Raw genomic sequence first — 16,353 nt, forward strand, 5'->3', positions numbered from 1 at the left:
GTGATTCCTACAATACATACTTTGTGATTCAATCTTCTATTTTTCTCATTTCGTAATTCATGATAATATCAGTATGTTCATTTTGGCATTGCTCACCTACATGAAAAAGAAATAGACCGCCCTCGCTAAGGTAACGGTCTGTTTTTCGACCAAACTCCTGTGGCCGACTGCTCTTTATGTAGTTATTGTGCTTTGGCGTCGTGTTCCAGCACGGCTCCTTACTTATTCTTACCTCAGTATATCTCAATTTATAACACTTTTATAGGTTTTGTTTGTTTATTTTTATTTATACAATCTTAGCCTCGCAGAGTAGTGAGCTGATTCAGCTTCTCTGTTGCCTCATCTTGCGAACCAAGGACAAGGCCCGCAGCGTGGATACGATGTTAAGTAACAAAAAAGAGCCTCACACAAGTTGTATAAACTTATGTGAAGCCTCTCTTCTACTTCATGTTTCCTACAACTTTCACTCTCAGTCTCGTCGCATTTCCCGGATGATAAGCCAGCGGGGTTTCTTCCACTTCCACGAGCTCTACCGTAGCCGGATCAGCGCCAGCCAGCACCGCCTGCTTCACGGCTTGTTCTTGCGCATCTTTTAATGAATCCTCACGAGGCTCAGTAGAATAGATATAAATTTGTTCATATTGTCCACTGATTTGAGCAATACATGCGCCAATGGCGTTGGCTACGCCCCCGTTCTCAGGCTTAATCATATGGGATACCCCGCGAATTGTATCCGGTATAACGACACTGCCGCCGCCTACCAAAACAAGCTCAACGTCTCCCGACGATGTCTTCATTTTATCAATGGCCTGCTCAATGATGGTTGCAATTTCAGCTTGCACCTTTTTAGCGAAGTCTTCATCCAGATGCGCTACCAAACTCTTATCCCCGACGTCTGCGAGACCCAGCCGTACGGCAATGTCTGTTGTAGTCAGCGTATGACCGCCAAAGACCAGCGCTTCCTGTCCAATCTTGTATCCTACGCTGTCAGGTCCCACCGTAATTTTACCGTTCTCCGAGCGCACGATGCTTCCGCCGCCTAGTCCAACGGAGATAATATCCGGCATGCGGAAATTCGTGCGGATATCGCCAACCTCGACTGCAACCGAAGATTCTCTTGGGAACCCGTCCTGCAAAACCCCGATGTCCGATGTAGTCCCTCCCACGTCGAGAACCATCGTATCTTTAATCTTCGCCAAATAAGAGGCACCGCGTATGCTGTTCGTTGGCCCGCATGCAATGGTTAGGATCGGAAATTGTTTAGCGTAATCGATCGACATTAAGGTACCGTCATTCTGGCATAAAAACACCGCTGCGTCTGTAATGCCTTCTTCTTCTAACGCCTGCACAAATCCTTGGGTTGTCGTTTCAATAACCTTGCATAAAGCTGCATTCAGTATGGTCGCATTTTCCCTCTCGATTAAACCGACCGAACCGATCAGGGAAGAACAGGAAACAGGGAATTCCGGTCCATACACTTGATGGATGAGATCTCGAACCTGTAGCTCCTGATCATTTTTAATGGATGAAAACACACCAATGACGGCGATGGACTCGACACTGCTCCCCCATTCCTCTAAAAGAGCTTTAATTTCAGCTTCATCGACTTCTCCAAGCACTTGGCCGTCATATTCATATCCACCATGAACGAGAGCATATTTACCCGACAGCTTCCGAACCATATCCTCAGGCCAGGACGTGTACGGAGTAACGGAAGCCGTTGCCGGGTAACCCAGACGAATGACGCCGACTTGGGCCAGTTTTTTGCGTTCAACAATAGCATTCGTGCACTGGGTTGTACCTAACATGGCATGCGTGATTTGGGTTTTATCCATATTCGATTCCTGCAGCAAATTCCGGAGCGAGGTTTCAATACCGGTTCTAATATCTAGACTTGTTGGTGATTTCACCGCATGAACCAGATGATAATTCTCATCCAAAATGATGGCGTCCGTGTTGGTGCCGCCTACATCGATCCCGATTCTATACATTCTCAGCCACCGCCTTTTTCACCATTTCCTCAATAGGAACATAATCGTAATCATATCCGAAGTATCTTGGTCCTGCCGTCTGGATTCCCTTTTCCGTTCTCCACTTATCATGAGCGGGCAGCCCAATAACCCTTACGCGTTTACCGTATTTCAGGCTCTCCGTAGTTACAGGCGTCAAGGTTTCGTAATCAACCAGACAGATCAAATCGGGGGTCATCGCTACCACATGACCGTTCTTTTCAGCAACCAGGTTTTCATTTTGAAAATGAACCTTCATCACTCCGTCTTTATGTGCCTCGATTCCATCGAGATGCATTTGACCGAGGTTAAATCCGCCCTTGGTTTCCCGGATGACATCCACGATTTTACCTTGGAAAAGCTCATAGCCGGACACAAGGCTCAGCAGCTCTTGAAGCTTATCGCCCGCGTCCCGATTCTTCGATGTAATGATTTCTCCAATCTGTTCGGAGAGGGTCACGATATGATGCACGCCGCTTTGCTTCATTTGAGCACCCGTTACCGGGTACAGGCTTACTAAAGCACTGGCGCCCATTTCAACCGTGGCCGCTCTGGCGAGCCGTTCCGTCCATTTATTATCAATGGTCTCAAAGATGCCGATATTCCCTTTTTCATCCGTAATCGCCATCGGTGTCGCCGGAATACCATCCAGGTTAAACGTCACCATTTGCAGCTCCGGGAAGGCCCGCCCCATACCGTCACAGTCGATCAGAGGCAATCCCAGCTGCGCCGCAACAACGATGGGAATCATGGAATTGACGCCTCCCGCTTCCATCGGAAACGTGCCGGCGATCTGTTCTTTTCCCAAGTAATTCGCTAATTTTTGAAAAACCATAACAAACTCGTCCCCTCTAGGGAATTTCTCCACTAATACGGATGGCGCCCCCATCATCGCGGCTGGAATGAAAAAGTCCTCATCCTCAATCTCATCGACTGAGCATAGTTTTACAGGACCAAACTTCTCAATGGCCGAGAGAGCCATCAATTTACCAATGTAAGGGTCTCCCCCTCCGCCGGTTCCCAGAAATGCTGCGCCAACGGCGATGTTTTCAACAGCTGCTTTATCTAAATATCTCATTCATGATTCCTCCAATATAACGGTTTTCTGAGCCGATAAACGATAGCCTGCATAATATACGACAAAAGAAATAACAATCCCGATCAACGGCTGATTCGGTACTTGGGGCAAGCTTGGGAACAAAGATAACACAACAGGGGTGCTAGCAATCACCGCGCCCAACAGCCAGGAAACGACGCCCAGTATATTCACGCCTTCGACCTCATGCCAGCGGCTCTTATCCCCTCTTCCAAGCACCCAGTAAGATGCGATCATCACGCCTGCCACCGGCGGAATCATAGCCGACAGGATGGACATGATCGGAGTGAAATAGTTCAGTATACCAACGACGGCCAATACGGTCCCAATGGTTCCTGCGATGCCGACGGCCCATTTTTCTTTTTCCTTCGATACGTTGAACACGTTAATGAAGGCAAAACCGCCTGAAATCGCGTTCACCAGGTTGGTCTTCCACGTAGCCAGGATCAAAACCACGCCGCCAACAAACGGAGTCGTGATGCTCAAAAAGGTTGCTGTAATATCGCTGGCTTGGTAAGCAATCGTCAGGACAGCCCCTGCACCGATCATCAGCAAGCCTGCCGGAACGATCCCGATTAGAGCCGCTTTCAGGACATCGGACCGTTTTCTAGAAAATTGCGAATAATCTCCCGCGATGACTGCACCCAAGGCAAATGAACCCAGCGTTATCGCCAGCCCGTCCGTAAAGCTCATCGCTCCCTCAGGCTTATGATGCTGAATGATCTGCAGGGAGTCACCGGTCAAGGCTTCGATAAGACCAAATATGCTGATTCCCACCAATAAAGGAACGGCGATATAGCTGATCACCCGCAGCACTTTAACGCCATAGACGGCCGATATCACCATCACGAAACCGCATATAAGAGATGCCAACGGCACCGGCATGTTCACTCCGGTCTTGGCTAGCAGGTCTGCCAAGGCTGCGCCGCACACATTCGCCTGGATCCCGAACCAGCCAAGACACGCAATAGCGAGGATAATCGACAGAATCGTACGAGACCCTGTTTTGCCGAATACCTGAGCTGCGACCTGAACGGTCGGCTTACCTAAGTCCGTGCTTTGAATGCCCTGCAAAATCATGAGCAGTACAATGATTGCGTAGCCTGCCAACGTGACGAGCAATGCTGTGGATAACCCCATTCCTGCGACAAGCGCATTCCCTACCAACAAACTCGGGATGCTAATGACCGCGCCAGCCCAGATGATTCCGAGACTGAACCAGGATTGATGCTCTTTAACGGCTTTCATATGATCCCCCCTAATCTTGTTGGTTCGAATATTTGTTTCTTATTGTAAAAGATGAAGCAGGTCAGCGTCTTTTTCAGAAAACAAAAAAAATTCCGATCTTTTTGTCTTATTGGACAAAACATCGGAACTTTTTAGTTATGGATGAGACGGTAGACCATGCAGGCGGTATAAACATCGTACGATTCCGAATTGATGGTCACATCATATCCTATGAGCTCGCAAATTTTTTTAATGCGATATTTCACCGTATTTTTGTGGACGAACAACAGCTTGCTGCAGTCATCCATATTCCCCTTCGCATCCAGAAGAAAAGTCATCAGGGTGTTCATTGCGTCAGTGTCGTCCATAATGGGCTCCAAAACGGACAAGCATTCCTCAGTCATCTCTTCCCCTTGTTTGCTGAGGTCTATGGCCCGTTTCATGGAACGGACTTCCGCCGCGGTGTATAGTTTGCGGTGATGATAGATGCGGTGGACCTCTTTAGAGACTCCGTTTACGAGCTGGTACATTCGGCGTACGTCCTGTGTGTTCCGCATCCTCGGAGAATAAACGATGCTTGATATTTCAGCGGTGAGACTCGTGGTTTCGATATATTCCGCTGCGATTTCAAACTCATTATATTTATATGAACAATTCCCTAGCAGCACAACAACGCAGTAATCGATCGTTTGAATGACCGCGGTTTTATAATATTGCGAGAGATGCGCTTTCAAGTCTTCCCTTATCCTTCTTTCCTCCGACAAATCCCGGATGTAAACGAGCCACATCATTTGGATGGCGGAAACGTCAATATGGAGCAAGCCGGCCAATCTGCGCATTTTTTCGCTTTCATCATTCACGATGGCTTTAACCAAAGCGTATTCGCTGACCTCGTTATGCTTGTCTCCCCACAAATTGATGGCCACCTGCACCACCTCGCTGATTTGCTCCATCGTCTTCGGAGGCAGCTTCGTATTCTCTTTAATGAGAAACAGGTAAAGGACCTCCCCGTTTTTTTGATGCACACGTTTGTATTCAACAAAGCAGGACGAATCCAGATCACCTTCTCCCATTCTGCCGTTCAGGATGAAAGCCGCCTTGGACCGGATTAGATTCGCAACATCGAGTGAGGAATTACGCGGCCACATGACACGATTGATGATATCCAGGCTGCTGTTTGTCAGAACGATGTTCGCTTTCATCCGGTCCGACAGCAGTTTAAGGGTAATTTCCACGCTCCGCAAATGTTCCGGCAGCAGCGAGACCTTTTCCAGTGATTCATTCACGAAATGCTCGTTCACATTCTGATTGCTTACGATCGCTTCCATGACTTCATAGATGACTTCATTATACCTAAGCGAGTAATCGTTTCTCGGCATGCAAATAATAATAAAATTCAGAGATTCGGCCAGTTCAAGCACTTCATCGGCTATATCTGGCATGATAATGCCAACATAATACAAAATCAATCCCACTTCACCAAGGTCATGCAAATATTGAACCGTTTTGCATTGCTGCTCCACGCTGTCCTTAATCGAATAAAAAGAGCTGATGACCAGCTCTTCGGCATACCACTCTTCTTGAACGGTATGAATAATTTGCGAGAAGAAATTGACATCCGCCACCTCTAACACAGATAAAGAGGACACGGTCTGATGAAGCCTGCTTGTTCCAGTGACCACCTGAGCTCCTCTAAATGAAGGCAGCTGCAGTAAATCTTTAACGGTTACCCCAATTTAACCACCACTTTTTTGTTCGATTCATGCTGCTCTTATTCTTCAATATGAACACAGCTAGGCTATTTTCTTCAGCCTAAGATAGACTCATTAATATTAGTATAAACCTCGTAATGATTAGCAACCAAGTAAGTTCCTTTGCCAACTATGATTTTTTTGCATAATCGGTCTGGCCCACTAAGACATGTGATGGTCTTCCATGGTTAACTATTTACCTCTTTAACTCTAAATAATTCATATTATAATCTTCGCCTAAGAAATTCATCACTCCAGAAAATCCATTTAATTCCCATTCACCATTTTTGTTTGGAGTAAATATGTATTCTCTTTTCCAATCCTTTAACTTCTCATCATCACCAACATATTTCTCCTCAATGCTTAATCTGGTTTGATTAAAAAACTCATTCTCGAAGTAGCTCTTATAAACGACCGCATTTGTTATGGTTATTCCTTCATGAAAGAGTGTTGGGTATAATGTGTTCTGTTGTACATACATATCTGACTCGGGATCGGAATCCAGATTATGAATAAATAATATAGATAGAATTTCCTTAGCATGGCCTCCAAACTCTTCGGTAAAGGATTTCTCTAATTCCTTATACTCCAATTTTGACACCTTTTCTCTCAATGCTAAATCAATGATCATTTTTTCTTTCTTTTCAACCATTTCAATTGCAGTGTTTATGTCGAAATCAATGGTTTCTTCTTTTATCGGCTTTAATTGTTCTGATGATTGACAAGCCGATAATAACAAAATAACCAGAATAAGTGAAAATAAGTGGATTTTCTTCACATTTAGCTACTCTCCTCTACAATTACACCCTTCTTTTAATGTGTATACAAGTCTAGCAGAAGTGGATTCGTGTTTGTTTTTTTCGTTCATAATTTATCTTTATTCGATAGTGCGTTGATTTCCTATAACGTCATTGTATTCAGTGAATCCTCTCCGATTAAAGCTCTGGAGGAGCCGGCCGCGATGCGGTTAGTCGGGGTTGTCCGATAGAATAAAGAATTTTATAAATTGTATAATCATATCCTCTGTTCTGGTCCAATTCGTTATCCATTGTGTCAACAAACGGACTATTTATTAATTTTACTTTAGTTATCTGTTCAACTTGTCCTCCCATCCTCGAATTTGCCTTCAAATTCATCTCTTATGATTGAATACAGTTTTACATCTTGCAATTCTTCTTTCGACCATAAATATTTCCTTAATATCCCTTCGAATTTCATTCCGCTCTTCTCCATTACTCTTGCAGATCCTACATTTTCCGGGTGACATTTCGCTTCTACTCTAATTAATTCAAGATCTTTAAATGCGTATTCAATAATTCGGTTTACTACTTCCGTCATGATTCCCTGATTCCAATATTCATTAGACAATACATATCCAAGTTCAGCTCTTAGGCATCGATTATCCCATCTCACAAAACTGCAACTTCCAATTAATTTCTTGGTTTCTTTATGTTCAATTCCCCATGGACCTACCTTCTCGGTTTCATACCGATTCAGAACAAAATCAATAAATCCTTTCGTGTCCTCTTTACTCCTGTGATAGTTCCATGTAGTATACCTCGATACTTGGGGCACGGCACAATATTGGTACACATTATCAATGTCTGCATATGTAATCGGTCTTAACAAAATCCGATCCGTTTCAAGTATAGGAAAGCTTTCAAAATGGTCTTCTAAACGCTTCATGAATTCGCCTCCCAAAATATATCTTTTTTGCTCAGGTTTCAGATAACGTGTGTATCTACAAATCCGAGAGGCTTGCGGCGCACCCCACCGGGCGAATACTCTGGTATGTAATACCGCAGTCCTCTTCGATAAACCTTAAGAAATCTGGTCATTCCACATTCTCGTTACCTCTTCTAATTCTAAGTCCTCAAATTGCATTTTATAAATATCTGGTTTCTTTAATTGATTCAAAAACTCCAAGCCAAAAGCTGAATCAAAATGATTCATCATCAAAGTCATTACAAGACCATGAGTCCCGATTGCTATTCTCTTCCCTCTGTGCTCTTTTAATATGGGCTTTAGAACTGAGATTGCTCTTTTCTGACAGTCAGCGTTAGACTCTCCACCCGGCAAGGTATAATCGGGGTCATTAAAACTCTCTCTGATACTAGACATTAACTCTGCATTTTCAATAATATAAGATGAAAAATGACGTTCTCTAAGATTTTCAAATACTTCAATATCTAACTTTAAGTGCTTGGCCAATCCCTCAACACTAAGAATTGCTCGAGTATAAGGACTTGATATAATTTTGTCTATTCCTTCACCTATAAGTAACTTCGTTACTTTTTCAATATCGACCTTTCCTTTTGGGGTAAGCCCTCTTGTCCTTTCGTTTCCTTCATTGTATGGTGATTCTCCATGCCTAACCATATAGATAATTGTCTTCATATAGGACTCCTCTAGATACTTTCATTAAATATCACAATGTGATTTCACATAAGTTGTAGTGTTCACGACGTCCCACCATCTTAAGCCCGAAGGGCGGCCGTGACGGGTAGGTGATGCAGGGTTTTCCGGCTGATGTTGCTGTCTTCTTTGAGTTATATAATACTTCGTTTCTCAAGCTCTATTATTACGTTGTCCGTAATTACATCCATTGGTTCAAGACCAGATACAATTAAATCACAATCGGCCATGACATTTGAATTTATAGCTTGGTATAAATTTCGCAATACGATAAGATATTGAGACAAATATTCTTCGAAGTTTTTTAAAGTTTCACTTGGAGAGCACTCAGTATGTTGTATCCCTCTTAAAATTCTACGAGCTAGTGCTACCTCTAATGGAATATCAATACAGACTACAAAATCAATTAGTTCGGCCATTCCTTCCCGACCTCTACCGAAAGGTTCTTCAACTATAATGTATTTTTCTGATTTTACCATTTGGTTGTTAGGTAGTTTTATTGACCTGCCTTGAACCAACTCATATAAGTCTCTATTAAAATTTGGATTTTGAACTAATTTAGGGTCTGCACCTTTTTCCAACCACTCAACAAAATCATCTGGATATTTATTAGTTGAAGCATAGTCATCAAAGTGGAATGATATTGCATCTACAAGTTTATCTCTTAATTGCTTTGTTAATGTACTCTTGCCTGAACCAGATGGACCACTTACTGCGATTGTGAACGCAGATTTATTCATTGTTTTTATTCCTTTCTTTTAAGCGCATATACAGCAATTTCAAATAACGTTCTCATAATCACGACGCCTGTCGAATGCCAAGTGTGTCCGGCTGTCTATACTTCCTGACATCCCTAAATGCCGGACCGAGGAGCGTATGCCCGATGCGTGAATATTATGTTTATAGGATGGGAAGGTCTTCCTTGAACTGCTTACAAATCAATCCCAATGACCGGTCTTTGTTTTTCATAGCCTTCATATTTTGGTCTATACTTCAAATGTAAAAATGCTTCAATTAAGTTCAGGACGAATATTCCCAACGTAGCATCCACCAAAAAATCTATTCTTCTTGTATTGGTTTTAATCCATTCTTTAATATTTGTTGCATCAAGATTTAATTCTACAAGCTGTGGATCGTTTAATAATGATTTTGCTAAATTACTTTGAGAATTTTTAGGATCGTAGTGTTGACTATTAAATCTTGCGTTACTATTAGACCCTGCTTTACCTATCTTCAAAAATCTGTCTTGATAAATGAAAGAGTATACAGCCATCCTGCCCACAGGTAACGTTGAAGATTTATGAGGAGCCCCTCGATCCAATAACACGATTTGACTCTCATTAACTTCAGTTCCTGTTGATTTAATAATTTGGAGTAATTGCTCTTTTAAATCATCTAAAGAGAGTTCTCCCAGCATCGGTTCAGACATTATTATTTACGTTCCTTTCCTATAACGTTTCCGTGTTGATTGCGTCCCACCTACTTAAGCGAACGAATGTGAGCGGCAGCGATGTGTTAGTCGGTGCGGATGTGTAGCCTGAATCTGCTTCCCTGTAACTGAAATTTCGCTCCGATTCTACTTCGGACCTCCAGTGACCGAGGCGGTTTGCCCGTCTATGCCTGAACACATTGTTAGGTAATGCCGCCACTTCTTCGAACTACCCTATAAATTTTTTATACTCGCTATATTATAAGTGCCTTCGTCAAATATCAAACAATTCAGCTGCATTCCATATGCACATCCACCGTCTATCCCAATCTTACCGTGACCGAACCAGATGTCCGAGGATTCATGAAGTTCAATAGTCCGAGTATGACCGAATATGACTAGCTTATCAGTTCTTGGTTTCGATTGATGAAACTCACGCTTAATATACATAAAGTCATTTTCAGGTTGTTCTCGCCAATTTATATACTTCGGATTGAGTCCAGCATGAACATAGATATGATGTAAATCTTCATAATAAAGAGGCAAAGATTCTAGAAAATCTATATGACTATTAAAATGTACCCGTATATACTCTATAGCGTGTTTATACAGTTCTTCATCAATATTGTCAGTAACAAAATGACAATAGCTTTGGAGGGTTTGTGTACCACCATGTTCCAGAAATTTACCTAGGACCATTTCACTGTCCGTACTTATAAGATCAACCAATCTTGGTCATGGTTACCCCTTAAAGCAATAACATTGTAGTTGTTTACTAGCTCTTTAACTCGCTCAACAGTTTCTTTACTTCGTGGTCCTCTATCAACGTAATCACCAAGCAATATTAAATTGTCTTCTGAAGGGTTGTAATTAATAGCATCCAACAACTCATTAAATTGTTTAATACATCCATGGATATCACTGATCATTAAAATTCTACTCATCTTATCTACCTCAATTAGATAGAGTTCATACATTTTGGGTGGATTCACATAACGTTCCTGCATTCACGACGTTCTTCTGGTTTAGATAGCTCCTATCTTAGCCAGTGCGAAAGTGTCCCGGCAATTGCCTCCTCGCCCATGCTTCTGGGACTAAGGTCGGCTTGCCGTCCCGTAGCGTGAATGTTTTGTTACATGATTTAATAATGGGGGACATCTTCGAATATACTCTCAAAGACTGCCGTCCTATGTCCATATCTATTCCTGACCGTTCATGAATTCTTGTAACTCAATCACCTAAATCATTTAAAGTGAGTACGGGACATGCTGGCGAATGCTCACGCAGGTTTACATTCAGAATAATGTCCTTTAGTTCAATCAGAGTCTTGATTCGATAGCTTGCCAGTGAGAAGTCATGTGTTTTGGTGAAGTCGTTATGGACAATAGCACAGTCGATACCAGCCGCCACGGCTGAGTTCAACCCTCTGTTTGAATCCTCTACAACCAGGGTCTCTTCTTTAGTAGCTCCGAAGCGCTTTAGGCCGGTCAAGTATGGTTCCGGGTGCGGCTTGGTGCGCTCGTAGTCTTCGCGAACAAGGACGAAATCCATGAATTGTCTAATCTGGCGCTTTTCGTGAATAAGTTGAAAATCCGCACGTTTTGCAGTCGTCACGATGGCCATGCGGACGTACTTTGACAGTTCGGCTAGAGTTTCAACTACGCCTTCAATCTCTATGTCTTCTGTTCTTAGATATTCCTGATAATAGACGTTGCGGACCTCACGCTGCTTGCTTATGGTCTGTTCATCAATGCCTGCCGCCCTAGCTTGGGACCAAGTGCCCAATGACTGGGTCATGTCGCGGAGGTATTGATCTTTATCCAAGGTAAATCCAATGTCAGCCAGAGCGCGTTCTCCCGCTTTGTAATACCAGTATTCAGTATCAACCAGAACACCATCATGATCGAAGAGTATGTACTTTTTCATTGTTTCGTTCTCCCTTACATATTCTTCATGAGTTCTTAAGTTATTTCGAAATAATAAATCGAATAGGTCTTCAAGCGTATCTGCCTAGGTTTAAACAGTCTTTTAGATTCTATGTTTCATTATGTATTGTAGAAGTCTTTGAGTTTTAACCATATTTCGTACCAAAATGTTTTTTGATTTAAAGGCTTTATCACCATAGTTTGTCCTTCTTTTCTGTTCAAATAAATGGCGTGATCTTGCTGTAAAAGCTCATCATCGAACTTAAATACAATATCTCTACAGTCTTGCTGGTACTTTTTTTCCCTGGTTTCTGACCACTCTGCTTTTTCAATAGAATATCTTCTTCTCATCAGCAGGTCCCTTCTGAAAATAGTTCTACTGTTTGAACAACATAGTGTTATCGGATGTCAATGCCTTTCTCGATACCTCTAAAGTTCTTTATACATGCTTCGCTTTGTCATCAGATATTATAGTTTTCTTGCCTTAATCACTAAAGTTACAGGAAGTATCTTCGCTCTCTTGCCCAAATCGCTTTTATCGTCCCGCGATTGCACAATCTCATCATCAGTTTGCTCAATCAATTGCTCAATTACAAATCCCGCTTTCGCCAGAGCGTTCACATAGGTTGATAGCTTACGGTCCGATAATAATAGCTCACCTTCATCAACAGCTACCGGATACCAAGCTTCATCGAAATAACTCTTTCTAACAATAAACCTACCATTATCATCAGTAACGCATCTGTGTATAGGATGAGACCAACTGAAAATAAATACACCATCTTTTTTAAGATACGTAGCGATACGGCAAAAGGTACCTTCAAGGTCGGTTGTCCAACCGATGGCATAAATCGAATAAACATAGTCAAAATAATCCGCCGGTATGCCGCATTCTTCTTCCATGGGAGAACAGATGAATGTTGCCGATAGACCGAGTGATTCCAAATGCTGCGTTGCCTTTTCAATTTGTTTTTCCGATATATCCACAGCCCATAATTCAGATGCGTTGCGTTCCCCTTGATATTGCAAGGATTGGCCGTTGCCGCATCCGATCTCCAGCAGTTTTTTTCCTGAGATATCGCCGAAGAGCTGGCATTTTTCTTCTGAGATAAACCCTCCATAATAAGGAAGTGAAATTGCTCTTAAGAAGTCATTGCCTTTTGTATCCCAATAGAGCCTGTTTGTCTTATGAACAACATTCTTATCCATGTTTTCCGAAATGGTTACGCCAACTTCGCCAGCGCCAATAAGGATTGATCCTCTATTTACAGACTTCTTGTCCATGAAGACACCTTCCCCAGAATAGTTTCTATTTCAGATTTGCATTAATATCTATGAACAACCTACAAAATGTTCTTAATATAAGTCCCATACGCTAAACTCATCAGAGAACCCGATAATTACTTCAAGTTCATCAGGTATATAATCGTTATCTAAATGATAAGCCGTTAACCGCGCGTGACCTTCTAATACAACTACTCGCGAATTCTCATTCATAGACACAAATATTAATCTTGGAAATACTTTACCGTTCTTGAGAGCTAAGTTGATATCTAGAAATCCTTGGTTACTAATTCCAAAGACTTCAATTTGATTCATGATATTTTTCGATGCCTGCAAAGGAAGTCTAGTATTACTTGATAATTCATTCCAATAACTATAGTTGATGTACATTACTTCGTTTAGATCTTGCTTCTCAAAGAAAGCTTTATACCATTTAACTTCTGTAGGAAAATTCTCAAACATATCCGTATTACGACCGAACCCCCTTGTCTGACCAAGAATATCTCGTCTAATTTGGTTCTCGGCTTGATCATTCAAATTAGGTTTAATAAGTAAATTCAAATCATGGTCTCCAAGTGCATGTAATATTCCTTCCTTAAATCTATCTGAGTTAACCTCTGCAAATAAGAATTCTGCTATTACTTCATCTTCTTGAACTTGACTAACTATCTTCAATTGTTAATCCTCCATAAATATGTTTTGTGCTGATTTCCTATAACGTTCCGTATTCACGACAAGAGCCGGCCTTAGATAGCTCCTATCTTAGGTCGGCTCTTGTGTCGTCAGAGTTATCTTCCATGATTATACATCGGGCGACCAAGCGGTGTAAGCCCGTAGCGTGAATACTATGTTATGTGATGCCCAGTCATCTTCGATTTACTTTCTTATCAGTCCTTTTTTAAATGCAATTTATAAATCTTTAATATGTATTCTTTATCTTCTGAGTCATCATTATGTCCTTCTATTGGTAACCCATTATGAAATGGGGCTCCTAAAAAATCATCAAGTATTTCTCTTGGATTATTCAATATTTGTATTTCACAGCTAAATGGTAATTTCTTGTTTATGTCAGATATCAGATTGAATCTTAATTGACTTGCCATAATATCAAACCATAAATAAAAATACATACCTCGATTTGAACTAGAACTTTCTATTTTTTCTTTCCGATTCTGTATAACTTTATTTAAAAATTCGTTGAAATCGTCCGTTGTAATTTGATTAATCAGATCAGGAGAAAGCGATATTCTCCACATATTTGTTTCAATTTCCTCTTGAAGATCAGCTTCAGAGGAACCGATATAAATCAAATCGTTTATTATATCTTGAAGATCTTCAAAATATTGTTCCTTATTCATTTGTTGTTCCTTCTTTCATACAATACCGAGGTTTCATATAACGTTCAGGAATTCACGAATCCTCACCGACTTTAATGACCGAAGGGAACGGACACGACGCGGTTAGTCGGTGCAGGGTTGTCCGCTTGAACCTACTCCTCGAATCCCTCCGGCGGACCAAGGGGCGCGACAGTGACCCGCAGCGTGAATGCGGCGTTAGATGTTGTTACCAGCCTCCATTAAATAATCTATCATTATTTAAGTACCACCACATAACCTTGTGGTATCCAATTAATTTAGAACTAATTTCGCTTACGTCATTTATTGTGTAATTACGAAAGTAAACATTTTCTTGCTGATAAAGCTGATATGTACCATCTTTAAGTATTTCATCTTTATATTTGAATAACGCTACTACATATCTTGCGCTATTATGACTCCCACTAACGACCAAGTCATCTCTGGTAACATTATCTATCCCTTTAATAGCACGAATTGCATCTTGACTCTGTACGAGAACAGAAGGGTTGAATTCTTGTGGGTGTCCAATTACTGTTATTGCTAGAGTCATTAATAGTGTAAGCAAACCCCCAACATATTTAATCCATAAATTTATTTTTTTTAGCGCCAAGTAAAGCCAGATAATTAATGAATTAATTATTATTGTAGTTGGAACAGAAGCAATTCTTCCTAGTCCAGTATAGGGAAACAGATCTATAAGTAACACTAGCATCACTATTGTAGGTAACAGCAGCAACAAAAATTTAGTTATGTCTGGCCATTTAATCTTCATAGGCACTCTTCTTTCAAATTTCTTTTGCCGGTAATTTCACATATCGTTCTTGTATCTACGAAAACCGAGAGGCTTAAGGCTTGAATGCGCCAGGTCCGACGGTCTTAGCCTCGGCGGGTTGTGAGTTGGATCAGCCACTTTGTTTACCACTCTCGCGAACCAAGGGTGAGGCCCGTAGCGTAAATACAATATTTTGAGATGATGATGCCTTCTATGATTTACTTTCAAAAACCTTACTCAAATATGGCAGTATTAATTGATCTGAAAAATATTCATTAAAGAATTCATTCGATATCAGCTTGGTTTCTATGGATCTTTTTATATTGTTGAGGGGACTTCTATGTAAAATTGTTGTATAAATATGAAGTCAATATCATCACTTTAAGTTTTCAGGATTTAATCCTTTTAGAGTATTGAGAATAAACATTCCTTCTTTGCGGATTAATATATCATCAAACCATATTTCTCCTCCGCCATACTCAGGCCTCTGGATATTAACAATGTCCCAGTGTAACTCAGACCAATTATCATTTCCTGGTGAACTAACCGGAACACATCCTGGAGTAAAATGAAAGCTTCCCCATATTTTTTCATCGAATAAGGTATCTTTCATAACATGCTCAATATATGGATTAAGACCGATTCCAAATTCACCAAAATACCTCGAACCTTGATCAGTATTCAATAATTTATTAATTCTTTCTGAATCATTTCCGGTAGCATGTATAATTAAACCGTCTTTTATTTCAAAACGAATGTTCTCGTATGTAAAGCCCTCTTTTAATGAAGGTGTATTATACGTGATAACTCCGTTGACGGAATCTTTTACTGGCATCGTATAGACTTCACCATCTGGAAGGTTCATAATTCCTGAATCTTTAATACAAGGCATACCTTTAATCGAAAATGTTAAATCTGTTTCTTCTCCCAAGATTCTTACTTTGTCTGTTTTCTCCATTAACTCAACTAGATTATCCATAGCTTTATCCATTTTTGAATAGTCTAGATTACACACATTAAAATATAAATTTTCAAAATCCTCCGTTGACATGTTCGCCTGCTGTGCCATGGCATGATTCGGGTAACG

Annotated in this window: 18 protein-coding genes; all 18 read right to left on the bottom strand. The window is 41.2% G+C overall.

The features are described from left to right. Nucleotides 1–440: 440 nt before the first annotated feature. Entirely contained in the window at nucleotides 441–1,991 is a 1,551-nt protein-coding gene (locus DP091_RS09605; RefSeq protein WP_113058120.1) for a hydantoinase/oxoprolinase family protein, read from the bottom strand. After that, complete coding sequence (locus DP091_RS09610) at nucleotides 1,984–3,087, bottom strand: S-methyl thiohydantoin desulfurase family protein (protein ID WP_113058121.1); 1,104 nt, start codon at nucleotides 3,085–3,087, stop codon at nucleotides 1,984–1,986. Before DP091_RS09610 ends, DP091_RS09605 begins: the two co-directional genes overlap by 8 nt. Beyond that, nucleotides 3,088–4,353 (bottom strand): cytosine permease, encoded by a 1,266-nt coding sequence (locus DP091_RS09615; protein ID WP_113058122.1) that lies wholly within the window; start codon nucleotides 4,351–4,353, stop codon nucleotides 3,088–3,090. It abuts the gene before it with no gap. A 131-nt stretch (nucleotides 4,354–4,484) separates the two neighbouring features. Further along, nucleotides 4,485–6,068: a PucR family transcriptional regulator gene (locus DP091_RS09620; RefSeq protein ID WP_113058123.1), complete on the bottom strand. Its 1,584-nt coding sequence runs from the start codon at nucleotides 6,066–6,068 to the stop codon at nucleotides 4,485–4,487. Between the two features lie 211 nt (nucleotides 6,069–6,279). Continuing rightward, entirely contained in the window at nucleotides 6,280–6,861 is a 582-nt protein-coding gene (locus DP091_RS09625; RefSeq protein WP_113058124.1) for a hypothetical protein, read from the bottom strand. Between the two features lie 317 nt (nucleotides 6,862–7,178). Beyond that, entirely contained in the window at nucleotides 7,179–7,769 is a 591-nt protein-coding gene (locus tag DP091_RS09630) for a GNAT family N-acetyltransferase (RefSeq protein ID WP_113058125.1), read from the bottom strand. A gap of 135 nt (nucleotides 7,770–7,904) precedes the next feature. Further along, nucleotides 7,905–8,480, bottom strand: a complete 576-nt coding sequence (locus DP091_RS09635) for a histidine phosphatase family protein (protein ID WP_113058126.1) — start codon at nucleotides 8,478–8,480, stop codon at nucleotides 7,905–7,907. A 152-nt stretch (nucleotides 8,481–8,632) separates the two neighbouring features. Next, a complete protein-coding gene (locus DP091_RS09640) occupies nucleotides 8,633–9,238 on the bottom strand; it encodes a nucleoside/nucleotide kinase family protein (protein WP_113058127.1) in 606 nt (201 codons plus the stop codon). A 191-nt stretch (nucleotides 9,239–9,429) separates the two neighbouring features. Further along, nucleotides 9,430–9,927 carry a hypothetical protein gene (locus DP091_RS09645; RefSeq protein WP_113058128.1) on the bottom strand — a complete coding sequence of 166 codons (498 nt, stop codon included), beginning with the start codon at nucleotides 9,925–9,927 and terminating at the stop codon, nucleotides 9,430–9,432. Nucleotides 9,928–10,161: 234 nt separating this feature from the next. Further along, nucleotides 10,162–10,656 carry a metallophosphoesterase family protein gene (locus DP091_RS09650; RefSeq protein WP_258394460.1) on the bottom strand — a complete coding sequence of 165 codons (495 nt, stop codon included), beginning with the start codon at nucleotides 10,654–10,656 and terminating at the stop codon, nucleotides 10,162–10,164. Beyond that, the gene (locus DP091_RS31795; RefSeq protein ID WP_258394461.1) at nucleotides 10,641–10,934 is read right to left on the bottom strand and encodes a metallophosphoesterase; all 294 of its coding nucleotides are present in this window, start codon (nucleotides 10,932–10,934) and stop codon (nucleotides 10,641–10,643) included. Before DP091_RS31795 ends, DP091_RS09650 begins: the two co-directional genes overlap by 16 nt. 223 nt (nucleotides 10,935–11,157) lie before the next feature. Next, on the bottom strand, nucleotides 11,158–11,853 hold the full coding sequence (locus DP091_RS09655) for an HAD family hydrolase (RefSeq protein ID WP_113058129.1): 696 nt from the start codon (nucleotides 11,851–11,853) through the stop codon (nucleotides 11,158–11,160). Between the two features lie 119 nt (nucleotides 11,854–11,972). Further along, nucleotides 11,973–12,203 carry a hypothetical protein gene (locus tag DP091_RS09660; protein ID WP_113058130.1) on the bottom strand — a complete coding sequence of 77 codons (231 nt, stop codon included), beginning with the start codon at nucleotides 12,201–12,203 and terminating at the stop codon, nucleotides 11,973–11,975. 117 nt (nucleotides 12,204–12,320) lie between these two features. Further along, nucleotides 12,321–13,136, bottom strand: coding sequence for a class I SAM-dependent methyltransferase (locus tag DP091_RS09665; protein ID WP_113058131.1), 816 nt, complete (start codon nucleotides 13,134–13,136; stop codon nucleotides 12,321–12,323). A 72-nt stretch (nucleotides 13,137–13,208) separates the two neighbouring features. Then, nucleotides 13,209–13,811 carry a hypothetical protein gene (locus DP091_RS09670; protein ID WP_113058132.1) on the bottom strand — a complete coding sequence of 201 codons (603 nt, stop codon included), beginning with the start codon at nucleotides 13,809–13,811 and terminating at the stop codon, nucleotides 13,209–13,211. Between the two features lie 212 nt (nucleotides 13,812–14,023). After that, on the bottom strand, nucleotides 14,024–14,494 hold the full coding sequence (locus DP091_RS09675) for a hypothetical protein (RefSeq protein ID WP_113058133.1): 471 nt from the start codon (nucleotides 14,492–14,494) through the stop codon (nucleotides 14,024–14,026). 205 nt (nucleotides 14,495–14,699) lie between these two features. After that, the gene (locus tag DP091_RS09680; protein ID WP_113058134.1) at nucleotides 14,700–15,266 is read right to left on the bottom strand and encodes a hypothetical protein; all 567 of its coding nucleotides are present in this window, start codon (nucleotides 15,264–15,266) and stop codon (nucleotides 14,700–14,702) included. A gap of 376 nt (nucleotides 15,267–15,642) precedes the next feature. Beyond that, on the bottom strand, nucleotides 15,643–16,353 hold a 711-nt coding region (locus tag DP091_RS09685; RefSeq protein WP_181469767.1), incomplete at its 5' end, for an aminopeptidase.

This window comes from Paenibacillus sp. MDMC362, assembly GCF_003269305.1.
Classification (GTDB): Bacteria; Bacillota; Bacilli; order Paenibacillales; family Paenibacillaceae; genus Paenibacillus_AQ.